Source organism: Lentzea sp. NPDC006480, from assembly GCF_040611995.1.
Lineage (GTDB): Bacteria > Actinomycetota > Actinomycetes > Mycobacteriales > Pseudonocardiaceae > Lentzea.
The window spans coordinates 1-22,147 of the sequence record NZ_JBEXPJ010000003.1; the positions used below are offsets into that span (position 1 = coordinate 1).

The 22,147-nt window shown below is 68.6% G+C and carries 21 protein-coding genes and 1 pseudogene; 9 read left to right on the forward strand and 13 right to left on the reverse strand.

Annotated elements, in window-relative coordinates:
* Positions 1 to 73: 73 nt before the first annotated feature.
* The 5 genes from ABZX92_RS02100 to ABZX92_RS02120 form a co-directional block, all read right to left on the reverse strand.
* Entirely contained in the window at positions 74 to 844 is a 771-nt protein-coding gene (locus tag ABZX92_RS02100) for an ABC transporter permease (protein ID WP_355552628.1), read from the reverse strand.
* Positions 841 to 1,794, reverse strand: a complete 954-nt coding sequence (locus tag ABZX92_RS02105; RefSeq protein ID WP_355552631.1) for an ABC transporter ATP-binding protein — start codon at positions 1,792 to 1,794, stop codon at positions 841 to 843. The genes ABZX92_RS02100 and ABZX92_RS02105 overlap by 4 nt, the downstream gene beginning before the upstream one ends.
* Positions 1,795 to 1,797: 3 nt before the next feature.
* The gene (locus ABZX92_RS02110) at positions 1,798 to 3,237 is read right to left on the reverse strand and encodes a GuaB1 family IMP dehydrogenase-related protein (RefSeq protein WP_355552638.1); all 1,440 of its coding nucleotides are present in this window, start codon (positions 3,235 to 3,237) and stop codon (positions 1,798 to 1,800) included.
* 25 nt (positions 3,238 to 3,262) lie between these two features.
* Positions 3,263 to 4,045, reverse strand: a complete 783-nt coding sequence (locus ABZX92_RS02115) for a GNAT family N-acetyltransferase (protein ID WP_355552641.1) — start codon at positions 4,043 to 4,045, stop codon at positions 3,263 to 3,265.
* Between the two features lie 403 nt (positions 4,046 to 4,448).
* Positions 4,449 to 5,978: an ATP-dependent DNA ligase gene (locus tag ABZX92_RS02120; RefSeq protein WP_355552644.1), complete on the reverse strand. Its 1,530-nt coding sequence runs from the start codon at positions 5,976 to 5,978 to the stop codon at positions 4,449 to 4,451.
* A gap of 90 nt (positions 5,979 to 6,068) precedes the next feature.
* On the opposite strand from ABZX92_RS02120, the gene ABZX92_RS02125 reads away from it, so the two are divergent.
* A complete protein-coding gene (locus tag ABZX92_RS02125) occupies positions 6,069 to 6,212 on the forward strand; it encodes a hypothetical protein (RefSeq protein WP_355552647.1) in 144 nt (47 codons plus the stop codon).
* A gap of 123 nt (positions 6,213 to 6,335) precedes the next feature.
* On the opposite strand, the gene ABZX92_RS02130 is transcribed toward ABZX92_RS02125, so the two are convergent.
* Positions 6,336 to 7,679 (reverse strand): PLP-dependent aminotransferase family protein, encoded by a 1,344-nt coding sequence (locus ABZX92_RS02130; protein ID WP_355552650.1) that lies wholly within the window; start codon positions 7,677 to 7,679, stop codon positions 6,336 to 6,338.
* 47 nt (positions 7,680 to 7,726) lie between these two features.
* Between ABZX92_RS02130 and ABZX92_RS02135 the strand changes: the two genes are divergently transcribed.
* Positions 7,727 to 8,629, forward strand: a complete 903-nt coding sequence (locus ABZX92_RS02135) for a DMT family transporter (RefSeq protein ID WP_355552653.1) — start codon at positions 7,727 to 7,729, stop codon at positions 8,627 to 8,629.
* Between the two features lie 179 nt (positions 8,630 to 8,808).
* Here ABZX92_RS02135 and ABZX92_RS02140 read toward each other — a convergent pair whose 3' ends face one another.
* The 4 genes from ABZX92_RS02140 to ABZX92_RS02155 are packed head-to-tail and all read right to left on the reverse strand — an operon-like array spanning position 8,809 to position 12,794.
* Positions 8,809 to 9,399 carry a hypothetical protein gene (locus ABZX92_RS02140; protein ID WP_355552656.1) on the reverse strand — a complete coding sequence of 197 codons (591 nt, stop codon included), beginning with the start codon at positions 9,397 to 9,399 and terminating at the stop codon, positions 8,809 to 8,811.
* Positions 9,396 to 10,199, reverse strand: coding sequence for a hypothetical protein (locus tag ABZX92_RS02145; RefSeq protein WP_355552658.1), 804 nt, complete (start codon positions 10,197 to 10,199; stop codon positions 9,396 to 9,398). The genes ABZX92_RS02140 and ABZX92_RS02145 overlap by 4 nt, the downstream gene beginning before the upstream one ends.
* Positions 10,200 to 10,209: 10 nt before the next feature.
* A complete protein-coding gene (locus ABZX92_RS02150) occupies positions 10,210 to 10,764 on the reverse strand; it encodes a hypothetical protein (RefSeq protein WP_355552661.1) in 555 nt (184 codons plus the stop codon).
* A 56-nt stretch (positions 10,765 to 10,820) separates the two neighbouring features.
* A complete protein-coding gene (locus ABZX92_RS02155) occupies positions 10,821 to 12,794 on the reverse strand; it encodes a thioredoxin domain-containing protein (protein ID WP_355552664.1) in 1,974 nt (657 codons plus the stop codon).
* A gap of 55 nt (positions 12,795 to 12,849) precedes the next feature.
* On the opposite strand from ABZX92_RS02155, the gene ABZX92_RS02160 reads away from it, so the two are divergent.
* The 4 genes from ABZX92_RS02160 to ABZX92_RS02175 are packed head-to-tail and all read left to right on the forward strand — an operon-like array spanning position 12,850 to position 18,012.
* Positions 12,850 to 14,187: a 3' terminal RNA ribose 2'-O-methyltransferase Hen1 gene (locus ABZX92_RS02160; RefSeq protein WP_355552667.1), complete on the forward strand. Its 1,338-nt coding sequence runs from the start codon at positions 12,850 to 12,852 to the stop codon at positions 14,185 to 14,187.
* A complete protein-coding gene (locus ABZX92_RS02165) occupies positions 14,187 to 16,646 on the forward strand; it encodes a polynucleotide kinase-phosphatase (protein ID WP_355552669.1) in 2,460 nt (819 codons plus the stop codon). The genes ABZX92_RS02160 and ABZX92_RS02165 overlap by 1 nt, the downstream gene beginning before the upstream one ends.
* The gene (locus tag ABZX92_RS02170; protein WP_355552671.1) at positions 16,643 to 17,257 is read left to right on the forward strand and encodes a nucleotidyltransferase domain-containing protein; all 615 of its coding nucleotides are present in this window, start codon (positions 16,643 to 16,645) and stop codon (positions 17,255 to 17,257) included. Before ABZX92_RS02165 ends, ABZX92_RS02170 begins: the two co-directional genes overlap by 4 nt.
* Positions 17,254 to 18,012: a nucleotidyltransferase domain-containing protein gene (locus ABZX92_RS02175; protein WP_355552673.1), complete on the forward strand. Its 759-nt coding sequence runs from the start codon at positions 17,254 to 17,256 to the stop codon at positions 18,010 to 18,012. The genes ABZX92_RS02170 and ABZX92_RS02175 overlap by 4 nt, the downstream gene beginning before the upstream one ends.
* A 38-nt stretch (positions 18,013 to 18,050) precedes the next feature.
* Here ABZX92_RS02175 and ABZX92_RS02180 read toward each other — a convergent pair.
* Positions 18,051 to 18,230 (reverse strand): annotated as a pseudogene (locus ABZX92_RS02180) (hypothetical protein); the annotation flags it as partial.
* A 29-nt stretch (positions 18,231 to 18,259) separates the two neighbouring features.
* Positions 18,260 to 19,129, reverse strand: coding sequence for a mycothiol conjugate amidase Mca (mca, locus tag ABZX92_RS02185; protein ID WP_355552675.1), 870 nt, complete (start codon positions 19,127 to 19,129; stop codon positions 18,260 to 18,262).
* A 95-nt stretch (positions 19,130 to 19,224) separates the two neighbouring features.
* Here mca and ABZX92_RS02190 point away from each other — a divergent pair, with 95 nt between their 5' ends.
* Together ABZX92_RS02190 and greA are read left to right on the forward strand one after the other, a co-directional pair.
* Positions 19,225 to 19,647, forward strand: a complete 423-nt coding sequence (locus ABZX92_RS02190) for a DUF4307 domain-containing protein (protein WP_355552677.1) — start codon at positions 19,225 to 19,227, stop codon at positions 19,645 to 19,647.
* 186 nt (positions 19,648 to 19,833) lie between these two features.
* Positions 19,834 to 20,328 carry a transcription elongation factor GreA gene (greA, locus tag ABZX92_RS02195; RefSeq protein WP_177320718.1) on the forward strand — a complete coding sequence of 165 codons (495 nt, stop codon included), beginning with the start codon at positions 19,834 to 19,836 and terminating at the stop codon, positions 20,326 to 20,328.
* 28 nt (positions 20,329 to 20,356) lie between these two features.
* Here greA and ABZX92_RS02200 read toward each other — a convergent pair whose 3' ends face one another.
* On the reverse strand, positions 20,357 to 20,827 hold the full coding sequence (locus ABZX92_RS02200) for an Lrp/AsnC ligand binding domain-containing protein (protein WP_355552679.1): 471 nt from the start codon (positions 20,825 to 20,827) through the stop codon (positions 20,357 to 20,359).
* 113 nt (positions 20,828 to 20,940) lie between these two features.
* Here ABZX92_RS02200 and hppD point away from each other — a divergent pair, with 113 nt between their 5' ends.
* A complete protein-coding gene (gene hppD, locus ABZX92_RS02205; protein WP_355552681.1) occupies positions 20,941 to 22,122 on the forward strand; it encodes a 4-hydroxyphenylpyruvate dioxygenase in 1,182 nt (393 codons plus the stop codon).
* Positions 22,123 to 22,147: the final 25 nt, after the last annotated feature.

Sequence of the window (22,147 nt, forward strand, 5' to 3'; positions counted from 1 at the left end):
CAGGATCACGGCGATCTGCGTGAACGCGCGGGAAGGACCGCCGGGCAGGTCCAGGAAAGCGCCGTTCGTGGTTTTAGTCGAGCGCGCGTTTCATGAAGCCGCGCAAGCCAAGACCGCCGAAGCCCGCGATCGCGACCACGAGCACCAGCAGCGAGATCGGCAACGGGATGTGCGGCACGTCCGGCACCAGCTCCGCCCGCATGCCCTCGCTCACGTACGTCAGCGGGTTGAGCGCGCAGATCACCTTGAACCACAGCAGGTTGTCACTCAGCGACGGCCACGGGAACTGCGCGGAACCCGTGAACAGCAACGGGGTCAGGATGACCGCGAACATGATGTTGACGCGCCGCGCGGGAACCGACGTGCCGATGACCATGCCGACCGAACCTCCGGCGAGGCAACCGAGAACGATCACCAGCAGCGCGCCGGGAATCCCCTCCCACGGCCACGAGACGTCCAGCATGATGAACCCGACCGGCACCATCAGCAACGCCGCGAAGAACCCGCGGATCGCGCCGAACACGATCTTCTCGACCGCCACGAGCGGGATGGAGATCGGCGCGAGCAGCCTGTCCTCGATCTCCCGCGTCCAGGAGAAGTCGAGCACCAGCGGCAGTGTCGTGTTCTGCAGAGCGCCGAGGAACCCGTTCATCGCGATGATGCCGGGCAGGAGCACGTGGGCGAAGTTCCCCTGGACGTACCCCACGTCCCCGAGCACCTTCGCGAAGATGAAGAGGGTGAAGAACGGCTGGATGATCACCTGCGCGAGGAAGCTCGGCAGCTCGCGGCCCGTGACGAAGACGTCGCGCCACAGGATCGCCTGGAACGTCCTGAGTTGGCTCACCGCAGCTCCCTGCCGGTCAGGTGGATGAAGACGTCTTCCAGGCTGGGCTTGCCGATCGCGACGTCGCTGACGAGGACGTCGAGGTCCCGCAACACGTTCAGCACCGCGGGCAGCGTGACCGAGGTGTCCACGTCGGTGTAGACGCGGAACATGCTGCCGACCTCCTCGACGCGCTGAGCTCCGTCCACTTCGGACAGAGCTTGGGTGATCTTCGCGGGCTCGTGGCCGTTCAGGCCCACCGTGACGCTGACCGTGTTGCTGCCGGGCAGGCTCTTCGTCAGCTCGGCAGGCGTGTCGAGGGTGAGCAGCTTGCCGTGGTCGACGATGCCGACGCGGTCGCACAGCTTGGTCGCCTCGTCCATGTCGTGCGTGGTCAGCACGACCGTGACACCGTCCGCGTGCAGTGCGGCGACGCGTTCGTGGACGAAGAGCCTGGCCTGCGGGTCGAGGCCGGTGCTCGGCTCGTCGAGGAACAGCACCTTCGGACGGTGCATCAGCGCGCGGGCGATCATCAGCCGTTGCGCCTGCCCGCCGGACAACGTGTCGACGAGCGCCTTCTCGTGGTCCTTCAGGCCCATCCGCTCGAGGATGTCGTCGGCGAGCTTCTTGCGTTCCGCCGGCCCGATGCCGTGGTAGGCCGCGTGGAACAGCAGGTTCTGCTTCGCGTTGAGCGAGCGGTCGAGGTTGTTTCGCTGCGGCACGACAGCCAGCAGCTGCCGTGCGCGCTTCGAGTCGGCGACCACGTCGACGCCCTCCACGAACGCCTGCCCCGCGGTGGGGCGGACGCGCGTGGTCAGGACGCCGACCGTGGTCGTCTTGCCGGCCCCGTTAGGGCCGAGCAGGCCGAAGACCTCACCGCGGCGGACGGTGAAGCTCAATCCGTCCACCGCAGGTTTTTGTCCGGTTTTATAGACTTTGCGGAGATCTCTTACTTCTACCGCTTCGTCCATATCTCACCATCCCCCTGGGAGCGGCCTTCCCTCCGCGAATCCAGCCGCCGACTGGATGCCGAGAACCGCCTTGTCGTGGAATTCCTCCAGCGAGTTCGCACCGGCATACGTGCAGGCCGAGCGCACACCGGACGTTATCGCGTCCAGCAGATCCTCCACGCTCGGACGCACCGGGTCCAAGCGCATTTTCGAAGTCGAGATGCCTTCTTCGAAGAGGCCCTTCTTCGCCCGATCGAACGCGTTGTCGCTCCGCGTACGGGCGGTCACGGCGCGCTTCGACGCCATTCCGAAGGATTCTTTGTAGAGGTTTCCGCGCTCGTCGCGCTGCAGGTCACCGGGCGACTCGTACGTCCCCGCGAACCAGCTGCCGACCATGACGCTGCTGGCCCCCGCCGCGAGCGCCAGCGCCACGTCGCGCGGGTGCCGCACGCCGCCGTCCGCCCACACGTGCTTGCCGAGCTTGCGCGCCTCTTTCGCGCACTCCGCGACCGCGGAGAACTGCGGCCTGCCGACGCCGGTCATCATCCGCGTGGTGCACATCGCGCCCGGTCCGACGCCGACCTTGATGATGTCGGCGCCCGCCTCGACCAGATCCCGCACGCCTTCCGCCGTGACGACGTTGCCCGCAGCCACCGGGACGCTCGGATTCGCCTCCTTGACGGCCTTCAACGCCGCGATCATCTTCTCCTGGTGACCGTGCGCCGTGTCCACGACCAGCACGTCCACCCCGGCCTTGATCAGCGCTTCCGCCTTGGCCCGCACGTCGCCGTTGACCCCGACCGCGGCCGCGATGCGCAGCTGGCCGTCCTCGTCCGTGGCGGGCTTGTAGACCTCGGCCCGCAACGCCGTCAGCTCGGTCAGCACGCCGCTGAGCCGCTGCTCCTCGTCCACCCCGAGCGCGATCTTGTGCGCGCTGTGGTGGAGCTGGTCGAACACGTCCTGCGGCTTGGTGCCGAGTGGGAGCTGCAGGACGTCGGTGTTCATGACGTCGCCGAGCCGCGCGAACCGGTCGACACCCGTGAGCGCCGCCTCGTCCACGACGCCGATGGGCCTGCCGCCGTCGTCGATCACGACAACCGCGCCGTGGGCCCGCTTGTGCAGCAGGTTCCACGCGTCCGCCACCGCGTCGCCGGTGGTGAGCGTCAGCGGGGTGTCCCAGACCGGATGCCGCTCCTTGACCCACGCGATGATCTCCGCGACGGCCTCGGTGGGCACGTCCTGCGGGATGACGACGAGCCCGCCACGCCGCGCGATGGTCTCCGCCATGCGCCGCCCGGCCACCGCCGTCATGTTCGCGACGACGATCGGGATGGTGGCTCCCGTGCCGTCCGAGGTGGACAGATCAACGCCGAACCGCGACTCCACGGCGCTGCGGCCGGGGATCAGGAAAACGTCGTCGTAGGTCAGGTCGTAAGAGGGTCGATGCCCTTCGATGAACCGCACGTGCTTCCACGATACCCGCAGCGTCTCAGTTGGGCTGCCAGACGTAACCCGTGGTCGTGGTGACCTTCACGAACCCGAGCCGCTCCAGGATCGGCCGGCTGTCCTCCGAGGCGTCGACCTGCAGGTACTTGAGTCCGCGGCGGAGCGCCACCTGGGCCCGGTACGCGATGAGCGCGCGATAGATGCCCCGGCCACGCCACTCCGCGAGGGTGCTGCCACCCCAGAGGCCGCCGAACTCCGTGCCCGCCACGATCTCCAGCCGCGCGGACGACACGACGCGCCCGTCCGCCTCGGCGACCACGATGACGGTGTTCGGGTCGTCCTTCTTCTCGGTCAGGTAGGGGGTGAGGAAGCCGACGTCCTTGCCGAACGCCTCGGTCGACGACGCGACCATCCTGTGGATGTCGTCCTGGTCCCTGGTCTCCCGCAGCACGATCCCGTCGAGGTGAACGGGGGTGACCATGTCCTCGGCCAGACCGATGACCACGGTCTCCGTCTCTTCCGGCGCGAACCCAGCGGCCTTCAGCCGTTCCGGTAGCTCGGCCGGCAGGTCGTGGCTCCACGTCTTCCACTCGACGCTCTGGTCGCGCGCGGCGAAGAAGTCGCGTTGCCGCGCGACGAGCTCGTCCAGTTCGGCACCGGTGATGCCCAGGTCGGGCGCTCCGGCGACGAAACCTCGCCGACGCGGCCACGACACCCGGAACAATGGGCCGTCCCGCTCGACCGTGGCATCGGGTTCGGGGAAGGTCCACTCGGCGGAGCGAGCCTGGTCGTCGAAGGCGCGCAGCAGCGCGGCAGCGTCAGTCATTGGTGCGACGCTATTGGTGATCACCGGTGAGCCGCACGCGAATTTCAGCCTCTCCGCGCGTCCACGACCTGGCGGTGAGGCCATTTCTCGGTCAGCACGCGCTTCAGCGTCGGGTTCCTCCACCTCGATCACGCGCGCCAGTTCGCCGGTCGCTCAGGCACGGCGTTGAGCAACCTGCCCGTGAACGTGTACCCGACACAGGGGTCGCCACCCTGTTGTGCGGTTCGGACCATCGTCTCCGGGCCGCCACCGTGTGCCCGGTGTCGAGGTCGATCGGCAGGATCACGCGTGCCGCGGTGCCGTAGCCCTTGGGCGACGACGAACATCTGGCTCTCGAAGACGATCCTGGCGTCAGAGACCTCTGGTCAGGGCTCGACCACGTTGGGCAGGCTTCCAGCTGACGTCAGGCCTCGGGCTTCGGTTGTGCGGTGGGCAGAAGTGCCCGCACCTCCTCGATCGTCGTGGCCTCTGACGGGTCCTTGTCCGGGCGGTAGCGCACGACGCGGGCGAACCGCAGCGCGACGCCACCGGGATAGCGCGGCGAGACCTGCACGCCGTCCAGCTCGATCTCGATCACGAGCTCCGGGCGGACCATGACCACCCAGTCGTTCTGCTCGGTCGCGATCTCCTGCAGGGCCTTGGTCTGCCAGGTGAGCAGCTCGTCGGTGAGGCCCTTGAACGTCTTGCCGACCATCACCGGCGGGCCGCCGTCCGGGTCGCGGGCGCCCAGGTGCAGGTTCGACAGCCAGCCACGCCGGCGGCCGCTGCCCCACTCGACGCCGAGCACGACCAGGTCGAGCGTGTGGACCGGCTTCACCTTCTGCCAGGCGCGGCCACGCCGGCCTGCCGCGTACGGGGAAGCCAGCGACTTCACCATCACGCCCTCGTGGCCGGCGCCGAGCGATGCCGCGACCACCGAGGCCGCCTCCTCGGGCGACGGGTCCAGCTCACCCGGGATGACGTGCTCGCCCGCGACCTGCCGCAGGGCCACCAGGCGGTCGCGCAGCGGCTCGTCGAGCAGGTCCTTGCCGTCGAGGTGCAGGCAGTCGAAGAAGTACGGGTGCAGGAGCAGCTCGCGCTCGTCCTGCGCGCCGAACCGGCTCATCGTCTCCTGGAACGGGCGGGGTCTCCCCTCGTCGGTCAGCGCCAGCGTCTCGCCGTCGAGCACCACCGACGTGCACGGCAGGCCGCGGACCAGCTCGACCAGCTCGGGCACCGTCTTGGTGATCTCGCGCAACGTGCGCGTGAAGATGTGGACCTCATCGCCCGAGCGGTGCACCTGAATGCGCGCACCGTCGAGCTTGTGCTCCACCACGCAGCTGCCGAGCTCGGCCAGCGCCTCGTCGAGCGACTCCGCGGGCGAGGCCAGCATGGGGCGCAGCGGACGGCCGACCTCCAGCCGGAACGCCTCCAGCTCCGACGCGCCACCGGTGAGCGCGGCCACCGCGGTCTCCGGTAGTCGGCCGGACAGCATGAACGCGCGCCGCACCGTCTCGCCCGGCACGTCCGCGGCCGAGGCGATCGCGTCCAGCATCACGCCCTCCAGCGCGCCTTGACGCAGCTCGCCCGTCAACAGGCGGCGTAAGAAGTCCTGCTCAGCTTCAGTTGAACGGCCGAACAGCTCCACCAGCAGGTCGACCCGGCGCTGCGCCGAGCCCTTGCCGGACGTCGCGGCCACCTCGGCGAGCGCGGCGTCGACCTCGGCCACCGTGAGCCCGGCCTGCTCGACCGGCGGCACCGACAGGTCGAAGACCGTGCGCCAGCCCGCGCCGATGCGGCCCTGACGCGGCGTGCCTATGAGGAACGACACCACCGCGAGCACGACATCGGCCGACGCCCCGCGCAGCAACGCGGACAGCGCCTTGACCTTGGCCAGGCGCGACCTGGTCGCCGCGACGGCGGCCGACGTGTCGACTACTTCGGAAAGAAGCACGTACTCATGGTGCACCCGAGCACTGACATTTTCTGGAGTCGGCGGCTAGGCTGGCCGCGACAACCGTTCTGCCTGGGGGTTTACCACGCCATGCGTGCTTTCAAGATCATCGCTGCTGCCCTGCTGTTCGCTGCCGTCGCGGCGCTGACCGGACCGGCCATCGGCGAGGCCCGCGAACACATCCTGGGCGCGGCGGACGTCGACACCAACGCCATGCGCGAGCACATCCTCTGACAGTTGCCTCCCAGGCGTTGGCTCTGTCGGCGTCTGCAAGTACCGCCAACTCTTGATCAAATCGCCGCTGACCACACCCAACCAGCCTGGAACCGGCGCGGCGCGGCCAGCCGAATCAACCGGCTAGGCCGCTGCGATCTCCCGGACCGCCTCGCGCAGGCGGTCCGGCGTGAGCGCCGCGTAGCCCAGCACCAGCCCGGGCCACATCGGCGTGCGCGTGTACTGCGCCAACGCCCACACGTGCACCCCACGTTCCTCAAGCCTGCCCTTCAGCGCGAGGTCGTCCGTCCCGTCCGGCATGCGCAACACGACGTGCAACCCGGCCGCAACGCCGATGGGCTGCCACGCAGGCAGGTACTCCGCCACTGCGTCCAACAGCGCGTCCCGACGCTTCCGGTAGAGCGCGCGCGTACGGCGCAGATGGCGGTCGTAGCCACCTGTCCGCAACAGGTGCGCAAACGCCGCCTGCGGGATCGTCGCGGTGCCCATGTCGTTGTACTTCTTGCGGTTCACGATGCCCTCGCGCAACCGCTCCGGCACCACCAGCCACCCGAGCCGCAGCGCCGGCGCCAGCACCTTGCTCGTCGTCCCCTGGTACACGACGTGCTCCGGCGCCAGCGCCTGCAACGCCCCGAGCGCGGGCCGGTCGTACCGGTGCTCGGCGTCGTAGTCGTCCTCGATGATCAGCCCGTCCCGTTCGCGCGCCCACTCCACCAGCGCCCGCCGCCGTTCGGGATGCAGCACCACGCCCAGCGGAAACTGGTGCGCCGCGGTGACCAGCACCGCCTGACAGTCCGTTTTGGACAGAAGGTCGACCCGGATCCCCTTGTCGTCCACCGGAATCGGCACGGTCTTTAGCCCGTGAGACCGCAACATGTCCTCGCCGCCGAAGTGGCTGGGCTCCTCGATCGCGATGCTGCCCGTGAGGAGGCGCGCCGTGAGCTGCAACCCGTCCGCCGCGCCGTTGGTGATCACCGCATCCCGCGCGACGACCGCCCGCACCCGCGCCAGGTAGTCGACGATCTCCTTGCGCAGTCCCACAAAACCAGCCGGGTCCGGGTAGGCGAGGTCGTCATCCGGCAACTCCGCGAGCGCCGCCCGATGCGCGGCGACCCATTCGGCACGCGGGAAGGCACCCAGCGCCGGCAAGCCGGGCCGCAGGTTGAACCGCCACCGCTGCGGCGGCTCCGGCACTCCGCACACCTCGGCGGGCCCGAGGCTCGCGACCGTGGTCCCCGAACCCTTCTTGGTGGTGAGGAACCCTTCCGCCACCAGCTGCGTGTAGGCCGACGTGACAGTGCCGCGCGCGACCCCGAGCTGCGCCGCGAGGTCCCGGCTCGACGGCAGCCGCGTCCCCGGCGTGAGCCGCCCGTCCCGGATGGCCCTGCGCAGCTCGACCTCCACCCCACGCCGCCGCTGGTGCCCCGGCAACAGCAGCTCGCGAAAAGTGGTCCAGTTCGTAGTCATCGAAGTGGAGCTTAAACCTGGACCAGTTCGGCGCGAGGCTCTTGGTCATGAAACTCGGGGTGGCCGCGGGAGCGACAGCGGCAACGATCGTCGGCGCGTCGGTCCCGGTGACGGGAATGCTGGAGGGCTACCCGGTCCTGACCGGCCAGGCCATGCGCTATCTGCTGGGTGCCGCTGTGCTGCTGCTCGTGGCCCGCCGTCTGCCCATGCCGTCGTGGCGCGACATCCCGCCGTTGCTGGGCGTCGTCGCCACGGGCATGCTCGGCTTCAACGCCGTCCTGCTCGCCGCCCAGCAGTACGCCGAACCGGGCTTCGTCGCCGCCGTGATGGGTGGCGCCCCGATCGCCTTGGCCCTGCTCTCCCGCCAACGCACCACGTCCGCCGTTGTCGGCGCGGTGGTGGTGGCAGCGGGCATCGTGCTGTTGTCCGGCGGCGGCTCGTGGCACGGACCAGGCCTCGCACTGGCGTTGCTGACGATGGCCGGCGAGGTGTGCTTCACCCTGTTCGCCGTGGGTGTGGTTCGCCGCCTCGGAGTGCTCGGCGTGGCCACCTGGACCTGCCTGCTGGCCTCGGGGATCGGGGCGGTGCTCGGCACGTTCTTCGGCGGCTGGCGGGTGCCGGACGCGCGGCAGAGTTTCGCCTTGGCGCTGCTCGCGGTGGTGGTGACAGCGCTCGCGTTCGGGCTCTGGTACTTCGCCGTGAACCGCCTCGGGTCTGACCGCGCGGGGGTGCTCATCGGGCTGATGCCGGTGTCCGGCCTGGTGACGTCCGTGTTGTTGGGCGCTCAGGAGCTCACTCTCGTGTCCGCTCTCGGTGCTGCCACGGTCGCACTCGGGTGCGCCATCGGCCTGCGTAAGAGCGCCCACCACACACACGACGCGGGCCGGGTTCCCCCAAAATCAACAATAGCGAGTGGGTCTGACGCTGCGGCGGAAGTCGTTGCGCCGTAAGGGCTTGACTTCCGAGAGCAGGTCTTCGCGGGTTTCCGGCGAGGCAGGACGATCCAGAACTCATACGAAACCACAACCGCCGTGCACCTTGACGGCAACGACCACGCCAGGTCGCGCGGTTGACGGGGTCGGTGAGGCGAACTTCCCGCGAAGACCGGATTCGAGCACGACCGCGGCGATCAGGCGTTACCGACGACGACCGCCATCTGCCGCAGGACGTACAGCGAGTCCCGCAGCTCGCAGTACGTCTGGAAGTCACGGGTGCCGTCCACCGCGGCGAACCGTGCGACTCGGTCGGCACGCACCAACTCGAACATCGACCGCTGCACCGAGGTGAACCGGCCGCGCTGCACCAGCGCCGCAGCGAGAGCATGCACATCGATGTCCGCGGACGCGCCCTTCGAGTACCAGAACCAGACGGCATGAGAGGCGGCCTCGCGCGGAGCGCCGTACCAGTGCGAGGGCCGGTTCGGGTTGGGCGCCAAGGGATGCGGCACGCGGAGTCCGAGTTGCTTGGTACACAGGCGGAGTACGCCGTACGCGCGGAGATCGGCTTGCCAGGCGGCATGGCTGGTCGTCAGCAGGTCCAGTGCCAGGAGCAGGGCCGCTGGGTCCTCGCGAACGTTGCCCGCCAACGACTTCAGGAAGCTGAAGGACGCGTCGAAGCCGATCGGGCGGTAGTGCCGCAGACAGCAGCGGAGGGCGAGCACGCGGGTGGACAGGGGAAGCGACTCGTCCCGCACCCGCCGAGCCTCACGAGCAAAACTCACGACTTCACCTTGGCGAGCCAGGAAGCGGTCTCGTCGGCGGACAGCTCCCGATTCACGTCGACCATCGGCGTCATCAGCGGGTAGAGGCGGCCCGCGTTCCACGACCGCGCGTAGGCCGGCTCGCCCAGCACGACCACGCGAACGCCGTCCAGCAAAGGGATGTCCGCCGGGCGGCCCTCGTTCCAGATCGTCTCGCCGAACGCGTCGGAAAGCTCGAACTGGCCCTGAATCCCGCCCGCGGGCTCCAGCTCCTCCCCGACAGACGCGGCCTCCACCCAGGCCTGAAGAGGCGGCTCGCCCGGCAGGAACGCGGGAATCAGGCGGTAGGCGAGCAGCGTGTGGAGCTGGAAGTTGTCGCCGAGGCCGCCGATCGTCACCTCGAAACCGTTGCCGCTCAACGGGTGCAGCACCACCAGCGTCTCCAGGTCCACCACCTGCAGCAGACCGTGCAGCCACGAGTCCGAGGGGACGAGCTCCATCAGCCGTGAGCGATGTGGCAGGCCGTGGCGGACGTCCTCGTCCTGCATCGGCAGCACCAGAGTGCTTTCCCACTCGTCGAAGTCGCCGCGGCCCAACGCGTCGAGCACGCGCAGCACCAACGGTTCCAGAGCCGGTGTGGCGCCGACGTAGTAGAGGAGGTTGCCGAGCAGCCGGTTCACCTCGATGTCGTCGGAGGACGAAAGAACCAGGGCCGCCGCCGACACTTCGTCGGACGGGCGACCCTGGACCTCTGCCACGAACCTCTCGAACGCTCCGGGCTCCAGCGCGACAACGGACGCGGCGATGTCAGTCAGCTCCACGCCGCGCAGGTTACGACAGATCCGGTCCCTGCGAACGGAGATCGTCCACCTTCGACATCGCATCGCGCAGCTCGCCGAGCCACGAGTCCGCGTGCTCGCCCACGAGCCGCACGGCCCACGCCAGGGCGTCCGCGCGGGAGCGGGCGACACCGGCGGCGACCAGCGTGTCGAGCACCTGGCGTTCCGGCTGGCGCAGGCGCGTCATCACCGGCACGGCCAGGTGCGTGAACAGCTCGCGCGTGTCGCCCAGCACGGCGCCCCAGGCCACCTTGCGGCCGTAGCGGTGCTCGGCCTGGCGGGCGATCTCGATGCGCTCGTCGCGCGTCTCCTCGCGCCACCTGGCGATGCGGCCCGACTCGGCCGCGGAGCGCGAGGCGTCGTCGAACTCGCCTTCCAACGGCGAAAGCGTGCCGATGACCGTGATCTCCTCGCGGTCGACGATCACCTCGGGCGCGCCGGTGAACCAGCCGTCGGGCAGCCGGCCCGCGAACCAGGCCGCCGCGTCGTCGGCCGACGGCAGGTCAGCCTGCTGCCAGCCGCCTCTTCCTCGCCATCCACGTCCCATTTCAACCACCCCTGATTACATGATTACGTCATTACTGACGTTACGCCTGCAATCAGCTAGCGGGTGTTCGCCGACAGCGAAGTGACCAGCGCGTCTGCCGAAACCACAGGCCTGTCGCACACGTAGCCACGGCACACGTAGGCAGCGGGAGCCTCGTCGACCAGCGGACGGTCCTCCAGCAACGGGGCGCTGCCCGGCTCACCGGCCACGACGACGCCGCCACCGGGCACATGAGCGACCGCCGCCGCCCACAACGACGCACGGCGCGTGTCGTCCACACCAACGACAGCCACCTGCAACGGGCCGGCCACCAACGTCTCAGCGACAGTCAGCCAGTGCCCGGCGAACCGAGGTGCCCGCGCAGCCAGCAGACCAGCGCGCGTCACGGCCTCCGAAGCAGCCGTGTAATACCCAGCCGATCGGTCGGCGCCGGCCAGCAGAGAAGCCGTCAGCAAGGCCGAGGCCAGCGACGACGCACCGGAAGGCGACGCGTTGTCGGTCGAGTCGGCCGGGCGGCGAACCAACACCTCAGCATCATCAGCGGTGTCGTAGTAGGCACCAGGAGAACCCGGTACGGCGAACCGCGAGAGTGCGGTGTCCAACAGGCCGCACGCCAGGTCGAGCCACCGGATCGAGCCGGTCACCTGGTGCAACGCCAGCAACCCATCAGCAAGGCAGCCGTAGTCCTCCAGCACCCCGAACGACGGCCCGGCCGCACCGTCACGCGACGTCCGCAGCAACCGGCCCTCGACCAGGTGCACCGAGGCCAGCAACGACGCCGCCTCCGCAGCCGCCTCGATCCAGGACGGCTCACCGAAGAACGCCCCCGCCTCGGCCAGAGCCGCGATGGCCATGCCGTTCCACGCGGCGACCACCTTGTCGTCCCGCCCAGGCTGCGGCCGCGCGGCACGCACTGCGAGCAACGACGCCCGCACGTCCTCCCCCGGCTCCGACACGAACCGCAGCGTCGACTTGCCGTCCTCGAAGTTCGGCTCCTCCGAAACCCCGAACGCCGCGGCAGCAGAACCCAGTTCCTCGAAAGACCACACGTAGGTCAGACCCTCGACGCCATCGGTGTCGGCGTCCAGCGAAGCCGCGAACCCGCCCTCGGCCGTCCGCAGCTCCCGGAGCAGGAACGCAGCCGTGTCCCGAGCCACCCGCGCATACCGTTCGGACTCGGTGACCCGCGCCAGATGCGTGTAGAACCGGAGCAGCAAAGCGTTGTCGTACAACATCTTCTCGAAATGCGGCACCACCCACGACGCATCGACGCTGTACCGCGCGAACCCACCGCCGAGCTGGTCGTACAGGCCTCCGTTGGCCATCGCGTCCGCCGTCGACGTCGCCATCGAGATCGCCTCGACCGAACCAGTGCGTTCGTAATGGCGCAGCAGGAACTCGCACACCATCGACGGCGGAAACTTGGGCGCACCACCGAACCCGCCGTTGCGGCGATCGAACTCGCCCAGCAACGACACCACCGCACCGTCCAACGCGTCAGCGTCCACAGCAGACGGAGGCAACGGCGCCGAGTTGCGCGAAATCTCCTCCACCACAACGGAAGCAGAATCCAGGATCTCGGCACGCCGCAACGTCCACGCCGACGACACGGCCTCGACGAGCTGCGTGAACGAAGGCATGCCAGGACGAGGTGAAGGCGGGTAGTACGTCCCGGCGTGGAACGGACGGGCGTCCGGCGTCAGGAACACCGTCATCGGCCACCCGCCGTGCCCGGTCATGGCCTGCGTGACCTCCATGTACACGGCGTCCACATCCGGACGTTCCTCGCGATCGACCTTCACCGGCACGAAGTTCTCATTCACCAGCGCTGCCGCCGAAGCGTCCTCGAAAGACTCGTGCGCCATCACGTGACACCAGTGACAAGCCGCGTACCCGACGGACAGCAACACCGGGACGTCGCGCCGGCGCGCCTCCTCGAACGCCTCCGGGCTCCACGGCCACCAGTCGACCGGGTTGTCAGCGTGCTGCAGCAGGTAAGGGCTGGTCGCGTCCGCGAGCCGATTGCTCATGCGATCCACACTAAATCAGCAGCGCAGAGACCGACTCTCGATCAGACTCGACCTCGTGCTGCTCACCATGACCACCACCCACCAGCCGGCGACCGATCTCGGTCACCTGCTGCACAAACACCCGGACCGGGCGCAGTCCTTCACGACGAGCTCGGGCGTCGCGCACGTCTTCTACCCGAAGGCGACGAACGAGGAGTGCACGGTCGCGCTGCTCCTCGAAGTCGACCCCATCGCGCTGGTGCGAGGTCCCGGCAGCACGCTCACCCAATACGTCAACGACCGGCCGTACGCGGCGGGCTCGTTGCTCACGGTCGCGCTCGGCAGCGTGTTCCGCACCGCGATGAACGGTCGCAGCGAGAGCTACCCGGAACTCGCGCAGACCCCGATTCCGCTGGTCGTCCGCATCCCCGCGCTGCCGCACAAGCTCGCGGAACGGCTGTTCACGCCATTGGGCTGGGAAGTCCGGATCAACGAGCACGGCGACTCCCGCTACGGCGACGTGACGCTGACCGGCACGAACAAGCTCAGCGACGCCCTCAAACACCTCTACGTGCTGCTGCCCGTGCTCGACGGCGGCAAGCACTACTGGGTCGCCGCCGACGAGGTCGACAAGCTGCTCAAGGCCGGTGACGGCTGGCTCGCGACGCACCCGGACAAGGAGCTGATCACCACCAGGTACCTGGCCCGCAAGCGCCCGTTGGTGCTGTCCGCGCTGGAACGCCTCGCCGAGGTCGACGAGGTGGAGCCTGAGGAGCTGGACAACGCGCTCACCGAACCCAAGATCTCCCTTGCCGCACAGCGCAAGGAAGCCGTGATCAAGGCGCTGAAGGAGGCCAGGGCCAAGCGCGTGCTCGACCTCGGCTGCGGTGGTGGCGCGCTGCTGCGCGAGCTCATCACCGTGCCGGAGTTCACCGAGATCCACGGCGTCGACGTGTCCGCGAAGGCGTTGCAGGAGGCCGCGCGCAAGCTGCGGCTCGACCGCATGCCCGACCGCACGCGCGAGCGGATCACGTTGCGGCAGTCGGCTTTGACCTACGCCGACACCGAGCTGGCCGGCTACGACGCGGCGGTGCTGATGGAGGTCGTCGAGCACGTCGACCCGTCCCGCCTGCCCGCGCTGGAGCACTCGGTGTTCGCGGTCGCGCGGCCGGCGACGGTGCTGGTGACGACGCCGAACGTCGAGTACAACGCGCTGTTCGAGACGTTGCCAGCGGGCCAGCTGCGCCACAACGACCACCGTTTCGAGTGGACTCGGGCGGAGTTCGCGCAGTGGGCGGAGGGCGTCGCGGGGCGGCGTGGCTACCGCGTGAGGTACGTGGGGATCGGGCCGGAGGACGCCGAACGCGGCGCGCCGACCCAGATGGCGGTGTTCAGCTCGGGGGACGAGAACTGATGGACCTGAAGATTCCAGACCTGTGCCTGGTGGTGCTGATCGGCGCCTCCGGTTCCGGCAAGTCCACGTTCGCGCGCAAGCACTTCCTCCCCACGCAGGTGCTGTCGAGCGACTACTTCCGCGGACTCGTGTCCGACGACGAGAACGACCAGTCGGCGTCCGCTGCGGCGTTCGACGTGCTGCACTACGTCGCGGCGAAACGGCTGGAGGCAGGCAAGATCACCGTCGTCGACGCGACCAACGTGCAGGCGCCGGACCGCGCCAAGCTGATCGAGGTCGCGAAGAAGGCCAACGTGCTGCCGGTCGCGATCGTCCTCGACACCCCGACGGACGTGTGCCTCAGGCGCAACGCCCAGCGCCCGGACCGCGACTTCGGCGCGCACGTCGTCAAGCGGCACCGCGCGGCGTTGCAGCGGTCGTTGAAGTTCCTCGGCAAAGAGGGCTTCAAGCGTGTGCACGTGCTGCGCTCGGAGTCCGATGTGGACAGTTCGGTCATCGTCTACGAGAAGCTGCTCAACGACCTCAGGCACGAGACCGGCCCGTTCGACGTGATCGGTGACGTGCACGGCTGCCGTGCCGAGTTGGAAGTGCTGCTCGCCGAGCTGGGCTACGAGATCCAGCGCGACGAGGAAGGCCGCGCTGTCGACGCGATCCCGCCCGGCAACCGCAAGGCGGTGTTCGTCGGCGACCTCGTGGACCGCGGCCCGGACACGCCCGGGGTGCTGCGGCTCGCCATGGGCATGGTCGGCAACGGCCATGCCCTGAGCGTGCGCGGAAACCACGAGGAGAAGCTCGTGCGGGCGTTGCGCGGGCACAAGGTGACGGTCCGGCACGGGCTGGAGAAGTCGCTGGAGCAGCTCGCGCACGAGACCCCCGAGTTCCGGCGCGCCGCGGAGAAGTTCTGCGACGGCCTTGTCGCCCACTACGTGCTGGACGGCGGAAACCTCGTCGTCGCGCACGCCGGCCTGCCCGAGCGCTACCACGGTCGCGCGTCGGCGAAGGTCCGCAGTTTCGCTCTGTACGGCGACACGACCGGTGAGACCGACGAGTACGGACTACCGGTGCGCCTGCCTTGGGCGAACGACTACCGCGGCTCGGCGATGGTGCTGTACGGGCACGTGCTGGTGCCCGAGGCGGAGTGGATCAACAACACGATGTGCCTCGAAACCGGTGTGGTGTTCGGCGGCAGGCTGACCGCGTTGCGCTACCCGGAGAAGGAGCTCGTCTCCGTCAAGGCGCACCAGACCTGGTACGAGAACGAATGGCCGTTCCCGCCGCCGGTCGTGGAACGCGCGCCGGACGTGCTGGCGTTGACCGACGTCACCGGACTTCGCCGGATCGAGACCTCGGTGATGGGTGCCGTGACGATCCGCGCCGAGCAGTCGGCGTCAGCGCTGGAGGTGATGAGCCGGTTCGCGATCGACCCGCACGACCTGCTGTACCTGCCGCCGACGATGGCGCCCACGGCCACCTCGGCGCGCGACGACGTGCTGGAGCACCCCGACGAGGCGTTCGCGGAGTACGCGGCTGCCGGTGTCTCACAGGTGATCTGCGAGGAGAAGCACATGGGGTCGCGTGCGGTGCTGTTGGTGCGCAAGGAAGGTGGCGCGATCTACACGCGCACCGGACGGGCGTTCTTCGACGGCGCGCTGGGCGACGAGTTGCTGGACCGCGTGCGGGACGGCGCGAAGCCGTTGTTCGACGAGCTCAGCACCGACTGGCTGCTGCTCGACGCCGAGCTGATGCCGTGGAACGCCAAGGCTTCCGGCCTGATCCGCGAGCAGTACGCGGCAGTCGGCGCGGCAGCCGTCGGCGCGCTTCCAGTGGCTCAGAACGCGCTCGAGATGGCCGCAGCTCGTGGTGTCGACGTCTCGGAACTGTTGGTGCGCACCGCGAACCGGGCTGCCAACGCCGAGGCCTACCGGAAGGCGTACGAGCGGTACTGCTGGCCGACCGAGGGACTGGACGGCGTGCGGATCGCGCCGTTCCAGCTGCTGGCGGCCGAGGGGCGGACGTTCCACGACCGCTCGCACCTGTGGCACCTGGAAACGCTCGGCAAGCTCGAAGGACCGTTGTTCCAGCAGACCCGGCACCTCGTCGTCGGCACGGCGGATCCCGCGGCCGGCGTGAAGTGGTGGGAGGAACTGACCGCAGAGGGCGGCGAGGGCATGGTCGTGAAGCCGCTGCAGAACCTGACCGGCCGCGCGCAGCCGGGTGTGAAGGTGCGCGGGCGGGAGTACCTGCGGATCATCTACGGCCCGGACTACACCGAGCCGCAGAACCTGCTGCGGCTGCGCAAGCGGAGTCTCGGCCGCAAGCGCGGGCTGGCGTTGCGCGAGTACGCCCTGGGCATCGAGGCGCTGGAACGCGTCGCGCGCGGCGAGCCGTTGTGGCGCGTGCACGAATGCGTTTTCGGTGTGCTGGCCCTGGAATCGGAACCGGTGGACCCACGACTGTGATTCTCGAAGCGATCATCGGATCGCACGCCTACGGGCTGGCGACCGAGGAGTCCGATGTGGACAGACGAGGTGTGTTCGTCGCACCCACCGAGGAGTTCTGGCGCCTGGACAAGCCCCCGACGAGCGTCGAGGGCCCGGAACCTGAACGGCTCAGCTGGGAGGTCGAGCACTTCTGCAAGCTGGCGCTGAAGTCGAACCCGACCGTGCTCGAAACGCTGGTGAGCCCGCTGGTCGAGATCTGCACGCCGCTGGGAGAGGAACTGCGGGCGCTGCTGCCCGCGTTCCTGTCCCGGTACGCGGTGCGGGCGTACACGCGCGCGACGGAGATGCAGCTGTCGCGCGCGGGCCGCAACCTCAAACCGAAGCAGCTCATGCACGTCGTGCGGCTGCGGCTGCTAGGTCTGCACCTCGTGCGCACGGGCGAGCTCGACATCACGGCTGACCGCGCGCTCCTCAAGATCCGAAACGAAGAGATGCCCTGGGACGACGCGGTGGGGTGGGCACATCGGCTCGGCGACGAGCTGGCGAACGCTGAAGGACCGCTGCCGGAAGACCCGGACCGGGCGCGGGTGGACGATTGGCTGGTCTCGGTGCGCAGGAGGGCGTTGTGAGCTACGAGGTTCCGGACCTGAGCGCGGTCGTGGCGGAGCAGTCGCACGACCTGCTCTTCGCGACCGTGTCCGGCGCGCACCTGTACGGCTTCCCGTCGCGCGACTCGGACGTTGACCTGCGCGGCGTGCACATCCTGCCGCTCGCCGAGGTCGTCGGGCTGAAGCACGGCCCGGAGACCAAGGAGCGCATGTGGGTGCGCGACGGCGTCGAGATCGACCTGGTCACGCACGACGTGGAGAAGTTCTGCCGCCTGCTCACCCGCCCCAACGGCTACGTGCTGGAGCAACTGCTCTCACCTCTCGTGGTGCACACCACCGAAGGCCACCGGAAGCTGGCCGCGCTCGCCGCGGGATGCCTGACCTCACGGCACGGGCACCACTACCGCGGGTTCGCCGTGACGCAGTGGCGGCTGTTCGAGCGGACCGGCGAGATCAAGCCGCTGCTCTACACGTTCCGCGCGCTGCTGACCGGCGTGCACCTGCTGCGCACCGGCGAGGTCGTCGCGCACCTGCCGACGTTGCTGGACGAGCTCGACGGCCCGGACTACCTGACCGCGCTGATCGAGGCCAAGATCCTCGGCGAGCACCGGGCGCTGGCGGGGGTTCAGCAACGGCCGGCGCCCGAACGGCTGGAGGCGGACCTCGCGCACTGGCAGGAAGAACTGCAGGTGGCGCGAACGACGACCGACCTGCCCGAGCAGCCGCCCGCGTTCGAGGCGGTGCACGAGTTCGTGGTCGCGACGAGGCTGGGTTAGTCCTTCTTCTCTTCCACGACCGGCTTCTCGTCGGAAGCCGGCTCGTCGAACGACGCGGGCACCCGCTTGAGGTGCTTGTTCATCGACTTGACGAGGAAGAAGACCGCGATGAAGAACACGATCAGCAGCACGAGGCCGACCGGGGAGGACTTGCCGAAGTCCTCCCCCTGACCGCCCTTGTCGTTCTCGTTCGAGTTCGACGGCTGCACAGCCACGATCGCGACGGTGTCGTACCAGGGGTTCACCCCTAGACCTTAACTCCGGCGAACAGGTCGTTCTCCGGCAGCGTCGAGTCGACGGCGGAGCGCACGAGCTCGTACTCCTCGGTCGGCCACACCTCGCGCTGCAGGTCCTGCGGGATCGCGAACCAGCGGCTCGTCGGGTCGATCTGGGTGGCGTGGGCCTTCAACGCCTCGTCGCGCACGTCGAAGTAGTCGGCGCACTCGACCTGCGTGGTCACCCGGTCCATCACGTCGGGACGGTTGGCGTCCCAGTTCGCGAGCCACTCGGTGTAGGGCGACTCGAGACCACGAGCCTCCATGGCCTCGTGGAACGCCGAGAGCTTGGCGCGCGAGAAGCCGTGGCCGTAGTAGACCTTCTGGACCTCCCACGCCGAGCCGAGCGACGGGTCGAACGAGGGATCCGCGGCGGCGTCCAGCGCGGCCATCGAGATCTCGTGCGTGCGGATGTGGTCCGGGTGCGGGTAGCCGCCGTTCTCGTCGTAGGTGACGAGGACGTGCGGGCGGAAGTCGCGAATCGCCTCCACCAGCGACGGGACGGACTCCTCCAGCGGCACCAGGGCGAAGCAGCCCTCGGGCAGCGGCGGTTTCGGGTCGCCCTCCGGCAGGCCCGAGTCCTTGAAGCCCAGCCAGCGGTGCTGGATGCCGAGGATCTTGGCCGCGCGGGCCATCTCCTCGCGGCGGATCTCGATGATGTTGTCGAGCACGTCCGGCCGGTCCATCGCCGGATTCAACACACTGCCCGCGCCACCGTCGGTACAGGTCACGACCATCACGTCGTGCCCTTCGGCGATGTAGCGGGCCATCGTGGCCGCGCCCTTGCTCGACTCGTCGTCGGGATGTGCGTGCACTGCCATAAGGCGCAGCTTGTCGGCCATGACCCCCGTGGTCCTCCTGTGTGAACGGTCCTGCGACACTCAACAACTGAACGTCAGGCCACATTGTTCCCCAGCGGGTCAGGAGGCGCGGGAAAGTGTCGCAACGCGCGCTCCCCGAGGGGCGGTACGGCAACAGCACGCGCAAGCCGCTCAACAAGTGGGCGCGCTGGCTGTTACTCGCTGTAGCCGTGGCCGTAGGTGCCGTGGTCGCCTTCGTCGGTTACCGAAATCTCGGTACAAAGCCGATCGAGGCGAAGCAGACGACGTTCATCCTCCTCGGCGACGACAGCGTGAAGGTCAGTTTCGAGGTTTCCCGAGATCAACCGGAGCGAGCAGCCGTCTGCATCATTCGGGCCCGATCCAAGGACGGGGACGAAGCGGGCAGGCGCGAAGTTCTGGTTCCGCCAGGGAATTCCGTCGTCGTCGAGACAACAGTTGTCCGCACCTCGAAGCCGCCGGTCACCGGCGAGGTGTTCGGGTGCTCCTACCAGGTTCCCCCCTACTTGTCCACGAGCTAGCGGCCAAGCGGGTGATCTGCGGTTTAAACGGCGAGATGGGGAACAAATCGCCGTCGCTGAACGTTGTCTCCGTGTTACTATTACCGCTCAAGCACGGCCCCGGCGCGGGCCGTGTTTTTCCGTTCCGGGCCCCCGGCCCGGGAACTATCTGGTGACACGTGTGCACCGGAGCAAGACGAGGAGTTGGTGACCGTGAGCGACACCCAGGTGACCTGGCTGACCCAGGAGGCCTACGACCGGCTCAAGGCTGAGCTGGACGAACTCATCGCGTACCGCCCGGTCATGGCTGCAGAGATCAACGCCCGCCGCGAGGAGGGCGACCTCCGCGAGAACGGTGGCTACCACGCGGCGCGCGAGGAGCAGGGCAAGCAGGAGGCGCGCATCCGCCAGCTGCACGAGCTGCTCCAGGCCGCGAAGGTCGGCGAGGCCCCCACCACCAAGGGTGTCGCGGCGCCGGGCACGGTGCTGACGATCCGCTACGAGGGCGACGACGAGGCCGAGACCTTCCTGCTCGCGACCCGCGAAGAGGGCGCGCACGGCGAGATGGAGGTCTACTCCCCGCTTTCGCCGCTCGGCAAGGCTCTCAACGGCGCGAAGGACGGCGAGACCGTCTCCTACGAGCTGCCGAACGGCAAGCAGCAGAAGGTCACCCTGATCTCCGCGGTGCCCTACCAGGCGTAGTCACGCCACAAAACGTGCGAAGGGCCGGTCACCTCGGTGGCCGGCCCTTCACGCGTTCCAGGAGAGGCCGCACGCGTGGGGGCACGGGTGTGGAGAGCGCGATGGACGTCGACAGGCGGCGCACGTGCGGTACGTCCACGACGTGATCGACCACTCGCTGCAGGTCCGCGTTCGACCTCGCGACGATGCGCATGAAGAGGTCGCCCTGCCCGGTCGTCGCGTGCACCTCGCACACCTCGGGGATCGCGGCCAGCCCTTCGCACACCTCGGCGCGTCGTCCCTGCGCGATTTCCACCACCGCGAACGCCGTCAGCCCGTACCCCATCGCGCCCAGATCGAGTGCCGGAGGGAACCCGGTGAGCACGCCGCGTTCGACCAACCGGTCCAATCGCGCCTGCACGGTTCCACGAGCGACACCGAGCCGGCGGGAGCATTCGAGGACGCCGAGGCGGGGCTCGTCCGTGAGCAGCAACAACAGCCTCGCGTCCAGTTCGTCCACGGGCTGGTCAGAGTGCTCACTCTGCTGGTCATTGGCCACAGATCACTATACAAAATGTCCAGCAAAATCGCGGACTGTTGCTCACCCTGCTAAGCCGTTTCATGCTGTGAAGCATGACGCAGCAGCTTGACGACGTGAGCTACGACCAGCTCCGGCAGCTCGTGGGCTTGGTCGACTACGACGCGACCAAGGACCCCTTCCCCGTGCGCGCCATGGACGCCGTGGTGTTCGTCGCGGGCAACGCCACCCAGACCGCGTGGCTCTACCAGGTGGCGTTCGGCATGGAGCTCGTGGCCTACGCGGGCCCCGAGACCGGCCAGCGCTCGCACAAGTCGTTCGTGCTGAAGTCGGGCTCGGCCCGCTTCGTGATCCACGGCGGCGTCCTGCCCGGCTCCGAGCTCCTCGACCACCACCGCCGCCACGGCGACGGCGTGATCGACCTGGCCCTGGAGGTCGGCGACGTCGACCAGTGCATCAAGCACGCCCGTGAGCAGGGCGCGACCGTGCTGGAGGAGCCGCACGACGTCTCCGACGAGCACGGCACCGTCCGCCTCGCGGCCATCGCGACCTACGGCGAGACCCGCCACACGCTGGTGGACCGCTCCCGCTACTCCGGCCCGTACCTGCCGGGCTACGTCGCCCGCACCTCTACCGTGAAGCGTCCGGAAGGTGCGCCGAAGCGCCTCTTCCAGGCCGTCGACCACTGCGTCGGCAACGTCGAGCTCGGCAAGATGGACTACTGGGTCGAGTGGTACAACCGCGTCATGGGCTTCGTGAACATGGCGGAGTTCATCGGCGACGACATCGCCACCGACTACTCCGCGCTGATGTCCAAGGTCGTCTCCAACGGCAACCACCGGGTCAAGTTCCCGCTGAACGAGCCGGCCGTCGCCAAGAAGAAGTCGCAGATCGACGAGTACCTCGAGTTCTACGAGGGCGCGGGCGTGCAGCACATCGCGCTGGCGACCAACGACATCATCCGCACGGTCACCGCCATGCGCGACGCCGGTGTCGAGTTCCTCGAAACTCCGGACTCCTACTACGACGACCCGGAGCTGCGCGCCCGCATCGGCGAGGTCCGCGTCCCGATCGAGGTCCTGAAGGAACACCGCATCCTGGTCGACCGCGACGAGGACGGCTACCTGCTGCAGATCTTCACCAAGCCGATCGGCGACCGCCCCACCGTCTTCTACGAGCTGATCGAGCGCCACGGCTCGCTGGGCTTCGGCAAGGGCAACTTCAAGGCCCTTTTCGAGGCGATCGAGCGCGAACAGGAGCGACGCGGCAACCTCTGATGGCGTTCCCCCGGTATGGTGCTTT

What these genes read in the sequence shown, in the direction of transcription:
- ABZX92_RS02105 (WP_355552631.1), bottom strand. Translation starts at nt 1,794, where the DNA reads ATGGACGAAGCGGTAGAAGTAAGAGATCTCCGCAAAGTCTATAAAACC.
- ABZX92_RS02115 (WP_355552641.1), bottom strand. Translation starts at nt 4,045, where the DNA reads ATGACTGACGCTGCCGCGCTGCTGCGCGCCTTCGACGACCAGGCTCGC.
- ABZX92_RS02125 (WP_355552647.1), top strand. Translation starts at nt 6,069, where the DNA reads ATGCGTGCTTTCAAGATCATCGCTGCTGCCCTGCTGTTCGCTGCCGTC.
- ABZX92_RS02130 (WP_355552650.1), bottom strand. Translation starts at nt 7,679, where the DNA reads ATGACTACGAACTGGACCACTTTTCGCGAGCTGCTGTTGCCGGGGCAC.
- ABZX92_RS02135 (WP_355552653.1), top strand. Translation starts at nt 7,727, where the DNA reads ATGAAACTCGGGGTGGCCGCGGGAGCGACAGCGGCAACGATCGTCGGC.
- ABZX92_RS02150 (WP_355552661.1), bottom strand. Translation starts at nt 10,764, where the DNA reads ATGGGACGTGGATGGCGAGGAAGAGGCGGCTGGCAGCAGGCTGACCTG.
- ABZX92_RS02155 (WP_355552664.1), bottom strand. Translation starts at nt 12,794, where the DNA reads ATGAGCAATCGGCTCGCGGACGCGACCAGCCCTTACCTGCTGCAGCAC.
- ABZX92_RS02165 (WP_355552669.1), top strand. Translation starts at nt 14,187, where the DNA reads ATGGACCTGAAGATTCCAGACCTGTGCCTGGTGGTGCTGATCGGCGCC.
- mca (WP_355552675.1), bottom strand. Translation starts at nt 19,129, where the DNA reads ATGGCCGACAAGCTGCGCCTTATGGCAGTGCACGCACATCCCGACGAC.
- hppD (WP_355552681.1), top strand. Translation starts at nt 20,941, where the DNA reads ATGACGCAGCAGCTTGACGACGTGAGCTACGACCAGCTCCGGCAGCTC.